We start from the raw sequence: 15,298 nt of genomic DNA, 5'->3' as shown, positions 1-15,298 counted from the left end.
CTGCTGAAACAGGTGGGGCGGATGATAGATACATGACGCATCCCTCGCCGAGTGGTCGGACCACCGCTCCCTCGGCCGCCGAACGCGCCTACCGGCACCTGAAGCGAGCCATCCTGGAACAGGTCCACCCGGGCGGGTCGCTGGTCAGCGAGGGCGAGATCGCCGAGGCGACCGGGGTGTCGCGTACTCCGGTGCGGGAGGCGCTGCTGCGGCTGGAGACCGAAGGGCTGGTGCGGCTCTATCCCAAGCGGGGGGCGTTGATCCTGCCGGTCTCGGCCCGCGAGATCACCGATGTCATCGAGGCCCGCCGGCTGGTCGAGGTGCACGCCGCCGAGCAGATCTGGCCCCGACGCGGCGAGATCCGCGCCGACCTGGCCGCCCGGCTGGCCGAGATGCGCGCCGCCCACGCCGCCGGTGACCTGACCGCCCTGATGGCCGCCGACCGGGCCTTCCACGCCACAGTCGTCGACGCGGCCGGCAACGAGATCCTGGCCGAGCTGTACCAGCGGCTGCGGGACCGGCAACTGCGGATGGGGGAGACCACCTTCCGGCTCTCACCCCGCTGGGCGCAGATGGCGCTGACCGACCACGCCGCCCAGTTGGCCGCCCTGGACGGAGACGACCCCGGGCCCTGGCTGGCCACGGTGGCCGACCACATCGACAACGCCGCCCGCGCGCTGCGGGGCCTGCGGTGAGCCTGGCCGACCCGCCGTCCGTGCCGCGCCGGCAGGCGTTCCTGGTCTGGGGGGTGGCGCTGAGCGCGTACGTCGCCTCGGTGTTCCACCGCAGTTCCCTGGGGGTCACCGGGGTGGAGGCGACGCAGCGCTTCGAGATCAGCGCCGCGACCCTGGCCACCCTCACGGTCGCCCAACTCGGCGTGTACGCGCTGATGCAGGTGCCCGTCGGGATGCTGCTCGACCGGTACGGCTCCCGTCGCCTGCTGGTGACCGGTGGTGTCCTGATGATCGCCGGTCAACTCGGCTTCGCCCTCGTCACGGACGTACGCCTGGCCGTGGCGGCTCGGATCCTGGTCGGTCTCGGCGACGCGATGACCTTCATCAGCGTGCTGCGGATCGTGGCCTACTGGTTCCCGGGGCGCCGCAATCCGCTGCTGGTGCAGCTGACCGGCACCCTGGGGCAACTCGGCGCGGTGTTCGGCGCCGTACCGCTGGTGTTGTTGCTGGAGAGCACCGGGTGGACCACGGCCTTCCTGACCGTCGCCGGGGTGTCCTCGGCGATCCTGCTCGTGGTCGTCGCCACCATCCGGGACAGCCCGGGCCGGGTGGCCGTGGCCGCCGCCGCGACACCACCGCGTGGGCTGCTGGCTGCCGCCTGGGCCCAGCCCGGCACCCGCCTGGGGCTGTGGACCCACTTCGTCTGCCAGTTCTCCGGCAGCGTGTTCGCCCTGCTGTGGGGCTTTCCGTTCCTGGTGCAGGGGCAGGGGCTCCCCCCCACCGCAGCGGCCACCCTGCTCACCGTGCTGACGTTGGGGATGCTGGTGACCGGGCCGACGGTCGCCTACCTGTGCGGCCGGTTCCCCCGACACCGTTCGGCGTTGGTCTTCGCCATCGTCGGGCTGACCGCGGCGACCTGGGCGGTGGTGCTGGCCTGGCCCGGACGGGCCCCCGGCTGGTTGCTGGTCGTGTTGGCGCTGGTGTTGGCCTTCAACGGTCCCGGTTCGCTGATCGGGTTCGACTTCGTGCGTAGCTTCAACCCGGTGAACCGCATCGGCAGCGCCACCGGGATCGTCAACGTCGGTGGCTTCGTCGCCGCGATCATCCTGGTGTTCACCGTCGGGGTGGTGCTGGACCTGGCCACCCCGGCCGGGCAGAGCGTGCCCGACCTGGACGCTTACCGGTGGGCCTTCGCGTTGCAGTACGTACTGTGGGCGGTGGGTGTGGTGCAGGTGCTGCGGTGGCGTAACGCCGCCCGGCGGCGGTACGACGGGCCGCAGGTGTCGCCCGATCGTCCGGAAGCTGTGCTGGTCGCCGGTGGCGGCGGTAGGTTCGCCTCCGGGAATGATCGTCGGCGCCGTCGGTTCTCCGGGGTGGCCGCAGTGCGTCGGCGCGGTGCGCCGGCGCGGAGGAGGAGGAAAGTGTGAGCCAGCAGGTCAGGGGCGTCATCTCGCGGAGCAAGGGCGCACCCGTCGAGGTCGCCGAGATCGTGGTGCCGGACCCCGGGCCGGGCGAGGCGGTGGTACGGGTGCAGTCCTGCGGGGTCTGCCACACCGACCTGCACTACCGCGAGGGTGGCATCAACGACGACTACCCCTTCCTGCTCGGACACGAGGCCGCCGGCATCGTCGAGCAGGTCGGTGCGGGGGTCGACGCGATCGCCCCGGGCGACTTCGTGGTGCTCAACTGGCGGGCCGTCTGCGGCGAGTGCCGGGCCTGCCGACGCGGCCGCCCGTGGTACTGCTTCGCCACCCACAACGCCGCCCAGAAGATGACCCTCACCGACGGCACCGTCCTCACCCCGGCCCTGGGCATCGGCGCGTTCGCCGAGAAGACCCTGGTACACGCCGGCCAGTGCACCAAGGTGGACCCGACCGCCCGGCCCGCCGCCGTGGGGCTGCTCGGCTGCGGGGTGATGGCCGGCCTCGGCGCGGCGATGAACACCGGCGGGGTGACCCGGGGCGACTCCGTGGCCGTGATCGGCTGCGGCGGGGTCGGTGACGCGGCGATCGCCGGTGCGCTGCTGGCCGGGGCGACGACGATCGTCGCCGTGGACACGGACTCCCGCAAGCTCGACTGGGCCCGGAAGTTCGGCGCCACCCACACCGTGAACGCCTCCGAGACCGACCCGGTGGCCGAGATCCAGGCCGCCACCGGCGGGTTCGGCGCCGACGTGGTCATCGACGCGGTCGGTCGACCGGAGACCTGGAAGCAGGCCTTCTACGCCCGCGACCTGGCCGGCACGGTCGTGCTGGTCGGGGTACCCACCCCCGAGATGCGTGTCGAGCTGCCGCTGCTGGACGTCTTCGGCCGGGGCGGGGCACTCAAGTCCAGCTGGTACGGCGACTGCCTGCCCAGCCGGGACTTCCCCATGCTCACCGAGCTCTACCTCCAGGGCCGCCTGGACCTGGACGCCTTCGTCACCGAGGAGATCGGCCTGGACGGGGTCGAGCAGGCCTTCGCCCGGATGCACCACGGCGACGTGCTGCGCTCGGTGGTGGTCCTCTGATGGCCGCCCGCATCGACCACGCGGTAACCTCCGGCACCTTCTCCCTGGACGGGCAGACCTTCGACGTCGACAACAACGTCTGGGTGGTCGGCGACGACACCGAGTGCCTCGTCATCGACGCCCCGCACGACGTGGAGGCCATCCTGAAGGTGGTGGCCGGCCGTCGGGTCACCGCGATCGTCGCCACCCACGCCCACGACGACCACGTCCGGGTCGCCCCGCAGCTGTCCCAGGCCACCGGTGCGCCGGTGCTGCTGCACCCCGCCGACCGGGTGCTGTGGGACATGGTGCACCCCGATCAGCCACCCGGCGGCGAGCTGCACGACGGCCAGCGGATCGAGGTCGGCGGCAGCACCCTGACCGTGCTGCACACCCCCGGGCACAGCCCCGGCGCGTGTTGCCTGCACGACCGGGCCCAGGAGGTCGTCTTCACCGGCGACACCCTGTTCGCCGGGGGCCCGGGGGCGACCGGCCGCTCCTACAGCGACTTCGGCACCATCATCGACTCCATCCGGGACCGGCTGCTCACCCTGCCGCCGCAGACCGTGGTGCACCCCGGTCACGGCGACAGCAGCACCATCGGCGCCGAGGCGCCGCAGCTGCCGCAGTGGCTGGCCCGGGGGCACTGACCGCGGCCGTTAATCCGGATGCGTCCGTACCAGCGGTCGGGTGACCCTGTCGCGGTGCCATCCGTAACCGATCCTCAGCGCGCACCGGTGGCGGGTCCACCCGCCGCCGGTGCCGTCCCGCGTCAGCCGAATCCATCCCTGACCCCGGCCCAGCGCCATGCCCTGCGACATGTACGCGGGGTGGCGTTGCGGGACCGACCCGCCGCGCTGGACACCATGACCCGGCTGCTGGAGGCCGCCGGAGTCCGCGCCGACCCGCGGCAACTCGTCGCGGCGATCGGCCGACAGGGCCTGATCACCCTCAACTTCCACCCCGACCGGCTGCTGGCCGACGGCCGCACGGTCGCGCAGGCCCTGGCCGCCGACGGGGTCTACCGCAGCCAGTTCGAGACCGGGATCTCCAACGGCGGGTTGACCGCCTACCCGGGCGGTGACCGGGACCGGTGGGAGCAGCGGATGTTCGGCGGGGCGTACCAGCGGCCGGGGGTGCGCCCGGCGGAGCGACCCAGGTACGGGGGCCTGAACCTGCTCGATCACCCGGACGGGGCGGCTGCCCGCTTCGGCTCCTGCCATCTGCGGTTGCACCCCGAGGTGCTGCACCGCACCACCTTCTGCTTCGGCGACAGCCATCTGGGCCCCTCCGCGGTCGGCACCCTGGAGGTGTGCGACCCCGTGGTGGCCGCCCTGCTCACCGCTACGGTGACGACCGGCGGGTGTCTGGGTCGTGCCGGTCTGGACCTGATCGTCCTCACCGAGCGGCTGCTGGGTCGCCGGGAGGAGGTCGCCGTACCCCGGCCGCAGGACCCCTGCCCGGACCTCGCCGCAGTGCCTGCCGGGCGGGCCCTGGACGACTACATCGAGGCCCAGGTGCACGGCGAGGTGCGGTTGGGTCGGGACGTGCGGGAACTCGTCGCCGATCCCTCGTTCCGGGGCACCCCGGTCGGTGCGGCCCTGGCCGCCGCCGCGCAACGCCACGGCTTCCGGCTGCGGTGGCACGCCGGCTTCACCCTGCCGGTGGACCAGGTCGACGCCGAATTCCGGGGGCCTGCCATCCCACCCCTGGCCGCCCGGGTGCACGCCGAGTTCGCCCGGCCGGGTGAACCCCTGCACGCCGCACTGATCGGCCGGGCCGCCGCCTCGGTGGTCACCGAGCCGCAGCGCTGGGCCGACCGGGGCCCGACCACGGACACCCTGCAACACCTCAAGCAGCTGTGGCACGTACTGGTGCGCTTCGGTCTTCCCACCGTCGGCGGGTGACCCTCCGGCGGCGTACGTTGCTGCGGTCTTCCGGCTGCCGAGGGTGGCGGCCTGTCGGGTCCGGTTCAGGGCGTCCTGGGTGGGCTGTCCGGATCGGTGCGGTGAGCCGGATCTCAACCTGCGCGCAAGTGGTCATTTCCGGAATGACCGAAACATCGCCCTGGTTGTCCTCCCCGTAGCGCCGGCACCCCACCGGCGTCGGCAGTTCCCCCGAGAGCGGCTCAACCCCGAGCGGCTCGTAACGATCGAAAGGGCAACCATCGTGAAGTTCGACTTCACTCGATGGCTCCCGGCCATCGCGACGAACCCGAATCGCAAGACCACGCTGAGTGTGGTGGGCGTAACCGCCCTCGCCGGGCTGGCATTCGGCCCGACAGCCGTCGCCGCACCGCTCGCCAACGGCCCGCACGAGGGCGCCGTGGCGGCGATCGACAAGGCCACCGGCCAGGAGGCCGCCGTCACCACGGCGGAGTCCGCCGGCGGGCGCGGCGACCGGGCCTCCTCCGGCAAGCCGAGCCGAAGCGAGTTGGTCCCGCACGGCGTACAGGGCCTCCAGTCGCGGGTGCCGCTGGACAACGCCCAGCGGCAGAACGCCAAGACCATCATCGAGGTGGCCAAGCGGACCGGCGTCGGCGAACGAGGCGCGGTGATCGGCATCGCCACCGCGTTGCAGGAGTCGAAGCTGTACAACCTGGGTCACCTGGGTGCGTACAACGACCACGATTCGCAGGGGCTGTTCCAGCAGCGGCCCTCCAGCGGCTGGGGCACGGAGTCGCAGATCACCGACCCCGAGTACTCCTCGAACGCCTTCTTCCAGGCGCTCAAGAACGTCGACGGCTGGCGGGACATGCCGCTGACCGCCGCGGCGCAGACGGTGCAGGTCTCGGCCTACCCGTTCCACTACGCCCAGTGGGAGGAGCAGGCGGCGGAGGTAGTCTCCCAGCTCTGGTGACCCCGAACGACCGTTTCCCGGCCGACCCCGCCACCTGCGGGGTCGGCCGGTTCGTGTCCCGGACCCGGGGGGTCAGACTCGTTGCCCGGGTTTCCAGCCCATGATGGTCCGGGGAGGTTCGCCGGTGCCGTCCCAGCTGGACGCCTGCACCATGAACTGGTTGGCGAACCGTTCCCGGCCCACCGTGGTGTCCTCCCCGTGCCCGGTCAGCAGCACCGTCTGGTCTGCCTTGCGCAGCAGACCGCGCAGCGAGTGCAGGGTCTGGGCCCGGCTGCCTCCGGGCATGTCGGTTCGCCCGATCGTGCCGGCGTACAGGGTGTCACCCACCAGGCAGTACGACTCGCCAGGCCGATCGCCGGGCAGGTTGAACATGACCGAGCCGGGGGTGTGACCGGGGGTGTGGTCGACCCTTATCTCCAGACCGGAGACCCTGAACAGGTCGCCGTCGCTGAGGGTGTGGACATCGTGGGGCTGCCGCCAGGTCCATTCCGGGCCTAGCAGCTGCGCGAACTGGGGACCGAACTCGTCACCCAGTCCGCTGAACGGATCGGCCAGCATGTGGTGGTCCGCCGGGTGCAGGTAGATCGGCAGGCGGTGGGTGGCCTCGACGGCCGGTACCGAATAGGTGTGGTCCAGGTGGCCGTGGGTCAGCAGCACCGCCCGGGCGGTGAGGCCGTGCCGGTCCAGGGCCTGCCCGAGACGCTCGGACACCCCGTAGCCGGGGTCCACGACGACACAGTCGCCCCCCTCGGCGGCGGCCACCAAATAGCACTTGGTGGCGAAGGCGTCCGCCACCACGGTGGTGATGAACATGTCGCTCCTACTCGATGGTCAGGGTGATGGCGGCCCGGACCTGTTCCTCCAGTCGGTTGAGGTCGGCCTCGTCATCGGCATCGATCAGGAAGGTCACCGCTCGGTCGTCCGAGCAGGTCAGCGGGCTGAGTTCGGTGCCGGGCGGCTTGAGCGCCAGCACCGCCCGCAAGGTCGGCGGGTCACCCGGTTCACCGGGACGCACGGTCGGCCACAGGTCGGCCTCGCCGATCCAGCGCACCTGTTCGTCCGGCCAGTCGATGGTGACGTCCCGCAGCACCCCGGGCCGGTGTTCCAGGTAGACCTGGCGGGCCCAGCGCCGGGGCCGGGGATAGTCGGTCTGTTCACCGAGCGCGATCCCGATGACGGGTGCCTCCAGGGGGACCCCGCAGGCGAGGTGGTAGAGCAACGAGATGCCGTCGCCCGGGGTGCGGGCTGCTATCTCCATCAGGACGGGCTCCCCGGCCTCGGTGACCCGCCACTCGGAATGGGTCACGCCGTCCTCGAACGCCAGGTCGGTCAGGACCCGCTGGTTGGCTTCGGTGAGCAGGTCACCCACCTCCCGGCCGGCGATGCGGACCGGACCGGCCAGAATGGTGTGGGACAGTTCCACGAAGGTACGTCCGTGCGTCTCGGTGGTCTCCTTGCGGGTGACCGCGGCGAACCGCACCTGACCGTGCTGCACCAGCGACTCCACCGAGAACTCCTGGCCCTCGACCCGTTGCTCGATCAGCAGGGTCTCGTGGCAGGGGTAGTCGCCGAGCAGGTCGGCGACCGCCTCCGGGCAGTTGGCGGCGAGGACCCCCGAACTGGCGTGGCGGGCCGTCGGCTTGACGACCACCGGGTATTTCAGGGCGTGCAGGTCGACGGTGGCCCGCCGGTGCGCGGGCACCGTCAACGAGGGCGGGCTCAGCTCGGGCAGGTAGCAGCGTTGCAGGTACTTGCTGCGGCAGGCCCGGCTGGCACGCAGCCCGGGGGAGGGCAGACCGAGCATGTCGGCGGCCAGGCCACTGGGTTCGACCAGCGACTCCTCCATGGCGTACAGGCCGGTCACCTCGTAGCGCTCCCGCCAGTCCTGCATCACCGCCAGCACATCGGGGTTGAATGACGACTCCCGGTCCATGGCCCCGGCCGCGTAGGCGACCTCGGTGATCAGGTCGGCGGCCGGGCCCGGCCGGCTGAGCACCGCCTCGACCTGGGCCCGCGAGGTGTCCGGGCAGAGCACGAGGACGCCCAGGCCACGCCGGGCCAGTTCGGCCAGGAGACGGTGGTTGCGGCAGATGACCCGGAACGCTCCGGTGAGCACGAAGGCGCGCGGCGACAGGGGATGCGTCGGCGGCATGGTGGCTCCATTCAGTCTTGGGGCGCGGCGGGCATCTCGCGCAGCTTGGCGATCGGGGACAGGGCGATCCAGAGGGCGGACAGGCAGAAGCCGACGGCGGTGAGGATCAAGGTCTCGCGGATCCCGATGAGGGTGCCCAGGGTGCCCCCGAGCAGCGCACCGATGGGCATACTGCCCCAGGTCACGGTCCGCATCCCGGCGATCACCCGACCGAGTTGGCGACGCGGGATGAGCATCTGCTGAAGGGTGGCCACATTGGTGTTGCCGACGGTCATGAACATGCCGCTGACGAAGAACATCGGCAGCAGGATGGCCAACGCCACCACCGGCGGGCCGCCGGCGGCCGGCAACAGGATCTGCACCACCGAGGCCACGCCGTAGCCGACCGCGATCACCCGTCCCGGGCCGAGCCGGTCGGCGAGTCGCTTGGCCAGGCCGGCGCCGATCAGCGCCCCTATCGCGCCGACCCCGAGGATCAGGCCGAGCACGGCGCTTCCCAGATCCAGGACCTGGAGGACGAACAGCGGCAACAGGGTGTTGCGGGCGATGAAGAACAGGTTGTTCACCCCGGAGCGTACGGTGAGGAAGCGCAGGTAGCGGTCGCGGGCGATGAACCGCAACGCCTCGCCGATCTCCGCCAGGGTCCGGCGCCGGCCCTCAGGGTTGGCCGGCGCCTGCTCGGTCTGCCGGATGCCGGCCAGGGCGCCCAGCGACACCAGACTGGCCACCGCGCTCATCGCCAGCACGACCGGTGCGGCCAGGACCTGCACCAGGACACCGCCCAGGGCCGGCCCGCCGGAGTTGGTCACCACGATGCTGGCCTGGAGCTTGCTGTTGCCGTCGAGCAGTTGGTCCCGCCCGACCAGCGAGGGCAGGTAGGCCGACCCGGACACGTCGAACAGCACGGCGCAGACGCCCAGCAGGAAGGCGACGACGATCAGCATGTTGACCTGGAGCAGTCCGGCCAGGGCCAGCGCCGGGATGGCGGCCAGCGCCAGGACCCGGCCGATCTCGGCGGTGACCAGCAGGGACCGCTTGCGTCGCCGATCGATCCACACCCCGGCCCACAGGGAGATCAGCAGGTACGGCGCGAATGCGGCACTGTTGATCCAGCCGAGCTGCTGGGCACTGGCGTCGAACATCGTGATGGCCGCCAGCGGCAGCACCAGTTCGGCGACATTCGTGCCGGTACGCGACACGGTCTGGCTCAGCCAGTACCTGCGGAAGTCGGCGTGCCGCCACAGTCCGCCATTCCTGGCGGTCGGCGGGGTGAGCAGGGTATCGGTCACCGCGACCCCCTTCCCCAACCGGCCTCGACGGCGGCGCTGACCACCCGCTCGGCCTGACTGGGGTTCAGGCGGGGGTCACAGGCCGAGGTGTACCGGTCGAGATACCTGTCCAGCTCGGTGGTGGAGTCGACGCATTCGAGCACCGGCTCCGGGGTGGTCTCCAGGTGGAGCCCGGCCATGGTCAGCCGGTGCTCGCCCAGCACGGTGAGGAAGGTCCGCACCTCGTCCATCACCTCCGCCACCACCCGGGTCTTCTGCCCGTGCCGGTTGCGCCGGGTGTTGCCGTGCATCGGGTCGCAGACCCACAGCACCCGCTCGGCGGCGGGGCCGAGGACCTTCAGCAGGTCAGGCAGGCGGGTGGCGACCCGGTCGCCCATCCGGACGATGAGACTGAGCCGGCCCGGGTCGTGTCCCCGGGTGAGTCGGGCCGTCAGGGCGGCGATCTCCGTACCGGCGGCGTCCGGGCCCACCTTGACCCCGACCGGATTGCTGATCTGTTCGGCGAACGCGATGTGCGCCCCGGTGGCCTGTCGGGTCCGCTCGCCGATCCAGAGGAAATGGCCGGAGGAGGCGTACCGGCCGCCACAGTGGTCGTCCTCCCGGACGAGGGCCTGCTCGTAGTCGAGCAGCAGCGCCTCGTGCCCGGTGTAGGTCAGGGAGAAGGCGGTGTCGGCGCTGCCCAGGGTCGGCAGGAGATCGGCCAGGAACAGATGGTCCAGGGTGCGGGCGGCGTGCTCGTACGCGGCCAGCAGCCGGCGGGCGTCACTGACCCGGGCGGCCGGGTTCGGCTCCGGTGAGTTGACCGCGTCACCCCGGTAGACCGGCAGCAGTTGGCCGTCGGCGGTGCGCTCCCAGTCCTGGGAGCGGGGCTTGGCGTACTGGCCGGCCATCCGTCCGATCCGGACCACCGGGCGGCCGGTGCCGTACTCGACGATGTCCGCCAGGGTCGCCACCAGGTCGATTCGGGCGGCGGTCCGCTCCTCGGTGGCGTCGGCGAACCGTTCCGCACAGTCGCCGGCCTGCAGGACCAGCGCCTCCCCGGCGGCCACCCGACCCAGTTCGCGGTGCAGCGAACAGCAGGAGGCCGCGGTGACCAGGGGTGCCTCGGCGCGCAGTCGGTCCAGTACGGCGGGCAGCCCGGTTCCGGGATCCCAGGGCGGCTGCTGAGCGGGGAGGGGACAGGGTGCCTCGAGCAGCGACGTGCCGGGCTCATCGGTCATCGGGTCGTCCAATCGTCGGCGGCGGTTCGTCGGGCGATACCTGTTCAGCCGTCACGGCCGGCCGGTTCCTTCCGGGCCTCGGCCAGCAGCCGGTCCAGGCGGACCTTGCCGGTGACGCCACGCGGGATGTGTCCGACCGCCTGCACCAGCCGAGGCGGTGGTACCCCGGGCAGCGCGGCACGCAGCGCGGAGTGCACCGTTTCCGGACTGGGGCCGCCGGCGTAGTAGAGGTCGTAGTGTTCGGCCCGCACGTCATCGACACGGGGTACGCAGACCACCTCGGCGGTGGGCAGCTCGGACCGCAGGCTGTCCTCGATGTCCTCCAGCCGGACCCGCCGACCGTTCACCTTGATCATGCGGCTGGAGCGGCCCACCAGGTCGAACTGTCGGCTGCCCACCGGGCGCACCAGATCCTCCATGGTGTGCGTGGCGGGCGGCCGGGGCTGCGAGGGGGTTCGGGCCAGCCGAGGGCCGGCCACCCGCAGGGGCTGTTCTCCGGTCGCGCCACCGGCCAGGGTGACGTCGTCGAACAGGGTCCAGGTGGTGGGGGCGGCCGGTCGGGGAGCGAGCCGTCGGTGGGCCACCGCGCCGGTCTCGGTCGAGCCGAGGATCTCCACCGCCTGGAAGGCGCCGCCCGCCACCTCGCGCAGCACCTGCCGGGTGTGTCGGGTGATCGGTCCGCTGCTGTGCACCGCGGTCACCGCCGGAGCGGCCCGCAGCCGCCCGAGCAGGCTGCGCAGCAGCACCCAGGTCGCGGGCAGACAGACCAGCAGGGTCCGCTCGTCGTCGGGGAGGCTCGGCGGCTCCAGAGGGCTCTGCCACAGGTGCCGCACCGGTACGCCCAGGTGCTGCGGCAGCAGGACCCCGAAGAGGTGACCGTAGAGATGTTCCGTCGGGGCGTACGTGACCACCCGGTCGACCGGCCCGCCGATGACCTGGGCCAGTAGCTCCACCTCGGCCTGCAACTGCTCCTGGGTACGCCACCAGACGTCCGGCCGCCCGGACTGCCCGGAGGTGGCGAAGGCCGTCTGCGCCACCGCGGCGGTGCTCATCTCACACTCCCCAGCGACGCCCGATCCTCCAGTTGGTCACGGACGAAGGTGGTCATCCGACCGAGGGTGGCGAACCAGTAGCGAACGTCCTGGGCGACGAAGTCGACCTCGATGTCGAAGCTGCTCTCGATGGCGTTGATGCACTCCAACGCGGTGAGGCTGTCGTAGCGGCTGCCCAGGGCGGTGGCCAGGTCGTCGTCCGGGCCCAGGTTGTCGACCGGCTCGCCGATGGTCCGCCGCAGGACCGTCCGAATCTGTTGCTGCAACTCGTCCGTGCTGATGGGGCTGTTCATCGGACCTTCTCTCGTGAGGACGCCCGGTCGGCACGGGTCAACTGCCCGGCACGCTGGACGAATACGTGACTGGGGTGGGTCGGGCGGAACTCGATGTACAGGAAGGACACCGGACCCAGGGCCGCGGCTATCTCGGTGGCCAGGTCCGTCCGGAAGTCGTCGTCGCGCTCCGGACCCAGACAGCAGGTCACCGCAGCGTGCCGGAACGGTCCCTCCTCGACGGGCAGCGCCTCCACCGGGAGACCGCCACTGAACACGGTGCCGGGCGGGGTCTGGGTGAATCGCAGCACCACATGGGCCGGTGCCACCCCCCGCTGAGCGAACCAGCGGGTCAACCGGATCGCGACCGACCGGCGGGCGGCGACTTCGGTGGCCGGGGTGTCGATGATGATGGTCGGCATGGCGGCTACGACAGGGTGAGGGCGGGCAGTCGGAACCCCGGATCGGCCAGCCGGCGGCGGAGCAACCCGTGCAGGCAGCGGGCCAAGGGGTCCGGTCCGGGCGGCGCCAGTGGACTCCAGGCCACCCCGGCGGCGCTGGTGGTGCGATCCAGGAAGGCGGCCAGCGGCCCGGGGTCCACCCCGATACCGAACCGCCCGGCGGTGAGGACCGCCTCGTAGGTGGACAGCAGGTCGGGCATCCGGTTGCCGTGCCCCGCCCAGCCGCCTCCGCGTACCCGGTGGGTGTCCAGCAGTGCCTGGACCCGGTGCGGCTCGGGGTGCCCGGCCCAGGCCAGGATGCGGGCCTGCTGCAACCCCGGACGCAGCCCTTGCGACGGTGCGGCGGCGGCGTACCCGGCGACCCGCTCGACCGACACCCTGCCGCCGCCGGTCAGTTCGGCGATGCCCACCGCGGCGGCCGTGGAGACCAGGTCGGAGCCGCGTCCGTGCCAGAATCCGAATCCGCCGTCGGGGTTCTGCAGGCCGGCCAGCCAGTCGCCGATCCGGGTGCGGGTCACCGGGTCGTCGGCGAAGGCGCCGGCCGCCAAGGCCCACATGGTGCAGCGGATCTCCGCCCCTCGGCCGGGCATGTACATGATGCCGCCCTCATTGGGCAGTCGGCAGCTCTCCAGCCACCGGCGCAGCTCGTCGGCGTCGTCCGTGGTCAGTGCGGTCGCCGCGACGGTCAACGCGTCGGCGGCGAGGCTCGGCTCGCGGTAGGTGAAGCCGCCGCCGGGGCAGCCGAGTTCCGCGATACGTCGTTGCACCGCCTCGGCCGTCCCAGGTGGCACGGGGCCGAGTTGGCGCAGGGCACCGACCGCGCAGAAGGAGGCCCACACGTCCGCCACCGGGTAACCGGGCCACCGGGTGAAGGCCCCGTCCGGCAGCTGCTGACCGGTGATCCAGCCGACCGGGTCGATGCTCGGGCGGGCACCGAGCATGCCCAGCGCCGCGACCGCCCGGTAGGTCGCCCACATGCAGTCGGTGTCGGCTTCGGCGTCGAACCGGAAGGCCCCGGAAGGCGACTGCCGTCGATGCAGCCAGCTCAGCAGGGCCGGCACGTCCCATGGCGGTGGGGTCGGGTGTCGGGTGTGCAGCGCCCGCCAGGCGGCCACACCGTAGTAGACGGCCCGTACGTCGGCCGCACCCGAGGCGGCGTGCCCCGGGGTCCAGCCCAGCCCTCCGTCGCGGGTCTGTAGGGCGCCCAGCCAGGACAGCAGGCGCCGGGCATCCGGCACGTCGCCGCCACAGACCTCGATGGCGGTACGGGTGGAGAAGTGGGTCGCCCACGCCTCCGGTTCCTGCCCGGGGGTCATCGCGTACGCCTCCCCGGACCAGGTGCCGGCCAGCCAGCGCGCGGTCTCGGCCACCTCGGGCAGCGGCTGGTCCAGATCGGTCAGCGTGGAGGTGCAGTAGAAGGTGGCCCAGGCGTCCGAGGGCATCCCCTTGCTCCACCCGTAGCCGCCGTCCGGGTTGCGGCGTGCGCGTACGAAGTCGGCGGTGCCGGCAGCTGCGGGGGTCTGCCCGGCCCGCCCCAGCCAGGCCAGGGTGCGCACGGCGGCGTACGTGCACCACAGGTCGGGATCGCCGGTCACCGGCGGGGCCCAGGTGGTCGCGGGGGCGGTCACGAGGCCTCCAGGATCCGGATGTTGGAGCGTTTCCAGCTCTTCTGGGAGCCGCCGCTCTTGGTGGTGCTGGGTAGCGAGTTGAGGAACAGCACCTCGGTGTCGTCGAGTCCGAACCGGTCACGGAAGGCCTCGCGTACGGCGGCGGCCCGCTCCGGCTCGGTCTCCCGGTCGGCGTCGACGTCCCGTTCCAGCAGCAGACGGAGCCGGTCGGGCGCCACCTCCAACAGGTAGCCCGTCGCCGTGGTCTGGCCGTACACGACCTGCTCGACGAGGTGCGGGGTGACGGTGACGTCCCCGATCCGCACCCCGTCGGTGCCCCGACCGAGCACGGTCACGTCCGGGGTGGCCGTGCCACACGGGCAGTCGGTGCCGATCACCACGTCGTCACCGGTGTCGTAGCGCAGCAGAGGGCGGGCGTGCAGGTTCAGTGGGGTGACCACGAGTCGGCCGGTGCCCGGTCGGTGCGCTTCGGTCAGGCCCTCGGCGGTGAGCAGCTCGCAGTAGTTGGCCGCGGTCAGCAGGTGCAGCCGATCGTGTCGGCAGGCGGCGGCCAGCGTGCCGGTCTCGGTGCTGCCGTAGCTGGCGTTGTACGCGGTGGCACCCCACCACTGGCCAAGTCGGGACCGCATGGCCGGCACGCTGACCTCGCCGAGCAGCATGATGGTGCGTACCGAGGCGCGGAGTTCGGTCAGCAGCCCGCGCTGCTTGAACAGCCGGGTGAGCTGTAGCGCCACCCCCGGGGCGAGGAACAGCACGGTGGGTCGGAGGCTGGTCCACAGGCTGGCCAGCCGGTCCCAGTCGGAGATCCCGGTGGCGAAGGGGTACGCCCGGGCGTGCAGCAGGTCAAGGTGTTCTGCCCGATGCGCAGCTGATAACCGGCGCCATGGCGCACCACGCAGTCCGGGCCGAGCTTCGTGCGCAACTGGGAGACGTATTTGTGCAGCTGGGCGACGGCTGTGGGTGGGGGTTGCTCGCCCCAGAGCATGGCGACCAGCCGCTCCGTCACCACCACCTTGTTGGCAGACAGCAGCAGGGTGGTCAGCATGGCCCGCATCTTGCGGCCGCTGAGCTCTACCGGCTCACCGGCACGCCATACTTCCACGGGGCCGAGCACACGGAATTCGAGCATTTCCCCTGCGTTCCGAGACATAATGATTGATCGTCAGTCTGGATATGCATGCCCCGGGCGGCGGCGCTTCTGGA

At 71.8% G+C, this 15,298-nt stretch carries 16 protein-coding genes; 6 read left to right on the top strand and 10 right to left on the bottom strand.

The features are described from left to right. Positions 1-32 precede the first annotated feature (32 nt). The 6 genes from ACLQ2T_RS13850 (at position 33) to ACLQ2T_RS13825 (ending at position 6,021) form a co-directional block, all read left to right on the top strand. Positions 33-695, top strand: coding sequence for a GntR family transcriptional regulator (locus ACLQ2T_RS13850; protein ID WP_425766469.1), 663 nt, complete (start codon positions 33-35; stop codon positions 693-695). Beyond that, a complete protein-coding gene (locus tag ACLQ2T_RS13845) occupies positions 692-2,101 on the top strand; it encodes an MFS transporter (RefSeq protein WP_425766468.1) in 1,410 nt (469 codons plus the stop codon). The genes ACLQ2T_RS13850 and ACLQ2T_RS13845 overlap by 4 nt, the downstream gene beginning before the upstream one ends. Continuing rightward, positions 2,098-3,183 (top strand): S-(hydroxymethyl)mycothiol dehydrogenase, encoded by a 1,086-nt coding sequence (locus ACLQ2T_RS13840; RefSeq protein WP_425766467.1) that lies wholly within the window; start codon positions 2,098-2,100, stop codon positions 3,181-3,183. The genes ACLQ2T_RS13845 and ACLQ2T_RS13840 overlap by 4 nt, the downstream gene beginning before the upstream one ends. Next, positions 3,183-3,812, top strand: a complete 630-nt coding sequence (locus ACLQ2T_RS13835) for an MBL fold metallo-hydrolase (RefSeq protein WP_425766466.1) — start codon at positions 3,183-3,185, stop codon at positions 3,810-3,812. The genes ACLQ2T_RS13840 and ACLQ2T_RS13835 overlap by 1 nt, the downstream gene beginning before the upstream one ends. A gap of 87 nt (positions 3,813-3,899) precedes the next feature. Continuing rightward, positions 3,900-5,069, top strand: coding sequence for a DUF3626 domain-containing protein (locus tag ACLQ2T_RS13830; protein WP_425766464.1), 1,170 nt, complete (start codon positions 3,900-3,902; stop codon positions 5,067-5,069). Between the two features lie 262 nt (positions 5,070-5,331). Then, positions 5,332-6,021, top strand: coding sequence for a hypothetical protein (locus ACLQ2T_RS13825; RefSeq protein ID WP_425766462.1), 690 nt, complete (start codon positions 5,332-5,334; stop codon positions 6,019-6,021). A gap of 72 nt (positions 6,022-6,093) precedes the next feature. Here the strand turns inward: ACLQ2T_RS13825 and ACLQ2T_RS13820 are convergent, their stop codons facing one another. The 10 genes from ACLQ2T_RS13820 to ACLQ2T_RS13775 are packed head-to-tail and all read right to left on the bottom strand — an operon-like array spanning position 6,094 to position 15,224. Then, on the bottom strand, positions 6,094-6,834 hold the full coding sequence (locus ACLQ2T_RS13820; RefSeq protein ID WP_425766461.1) for an MBL fold metallo-hydrolase: 741 nt from the start codon (positions 6,832-6,834) through the stop codon (positions 6,094-6,096). Between the two features lie 7 nt (positions 6,835-6,841). Continuing rightward, the gene (locus ACLQ2T_RS13815) at positions 6,842-8,173 is read right to left on the bottom strand and encodes an ATP-grasp domain-containing protein (protein WP_425766459.1); all 1,332 of its coding nucleotides are present in this window, start codon (positions 8,171-8,173) and stop codon (positions 6,842-6,844) included. Positions 8,174-8,184: 11 nt separating this feature from the next. After that, a complete protein-coding gene (locus ACLQ2T_RS13810) occupies positions 8,185-9,462 on the bottom strand; it encodes an MFS transporter (protein WP_425766458.1) in 1,278 nt (425 codons plus the stop codon). Further along, positions 9,459-10,682: a 3-deoxy-7-phosphoheptulonate synthase gene (locus ACLQ2T_RS13805; RefSeq protein WP_425766457.1), complete on the bottom strand. Its 1,224-nt coding sequence runs from the start codon at positions 10,680-10,682 to the stop codon at positions 9,459-9,461. Before ACLQ2T_RS13805 ends, ACLQ2T_RS13810 begins: the two co-directional genes overlap by 4 nt. 44 nt (positions 10,683-10,726) lie before the next feature. Beyond that, a complete protein-coding gene (locus ACLQ2T_RS13800; protein WP_425766456.1) occupies positions 10,727-11,734 on the bottom strand; it encodes a hypothetical protein in 1,008 nt (335 codons plus the stop codon). Continuing rightward, the gene (locus tag ACLQ2T_RS13795; RefSeq protein ID WP_425766455.1) at positions 11,731-12,027 is read right to left on the bottom strand and encodes an acyl carrier protein; all 297 of its coding nucleotides are present in this window, start codon (positions 12,025-12,027) and stop codon (positions 11,731-11,733) included. The genes ACLQ2T_RS13800 and ACLQ2T_RS13795 overlap by 4 nt, the downstream gene beginning before the upstream one ends. Continuing rightward, entirely contained in the window at positions 12,024-12,428 is a 405-nt protein-coding gene (locus ACLQ2T_RS13790) for a hypothetical protein (RefSeq protein ID WP_425766454.1), read from the bottom strand. The genes ACLQ2T_RS13795 and ACLQ2T_RS13790 overlap by 4 nt, the downstream gene beginning before the upstream one ends. 5 nt (positions 12,429-12,433) lie before the next feature. After that, entirely contained in the window at positions 12,434-14,095 is a 1,662-nt protein-coding gene (locus ACLQ2T_RS13785; RefSeq protein ID WP_425766453.1) for a prenyltransferase/squalene oxidase repeat-containing protein, read from the bottom strand. After that, complete coding sequence (locus tag ACLQ2T_RS13780; protein ID WP_425766452.1) at positions 14,092-14,850, bottom strand: hypothetical protein; 759 nt, start codon at positions 14,848-14,850, stop codon at positions 14,092-14,094. The genes ACLQ2T_RS13785 and ACLQ2T_RS13780 overlap by 4 nt, the downstream gene beginning before the upstream one ends. Next, the gene (locus ACLQ2T_RS13775; RefSeq protein WP_425766451.1) at positions 14,784-15,224 is read right to left on the bottom strand and encodes an AfsR/SARP family transcriptional regulator; all 441 of its coding nucleotides are present in this window, start codon (positions 15,222-15,224) and stop codon (positions 14,784-14,786) included. The genes ACLQ2T_RS13780 and ACLQ2T_RS13775 overlap by 67 nt, the downstream gene beginning before the upstream one ends. Between the last annotated feature and the right edge of the window lie 74 nt (positions 15,225-15,298).

This window comes from Micromonospora sp. DT229, assembly GCF_049844505.1.
Taxonomy (GTDB): domain Bacteria; phylum Actinomycetota; class Actinomycetes; order Mycobacteriales; family Micromonosporaceae; genus Micromonospora.
The sequence above is the reverse complement of the archived record's forward strand: the minus strand, read 5'-3'. Positions and strand labels throughout refer to the sequence as shown.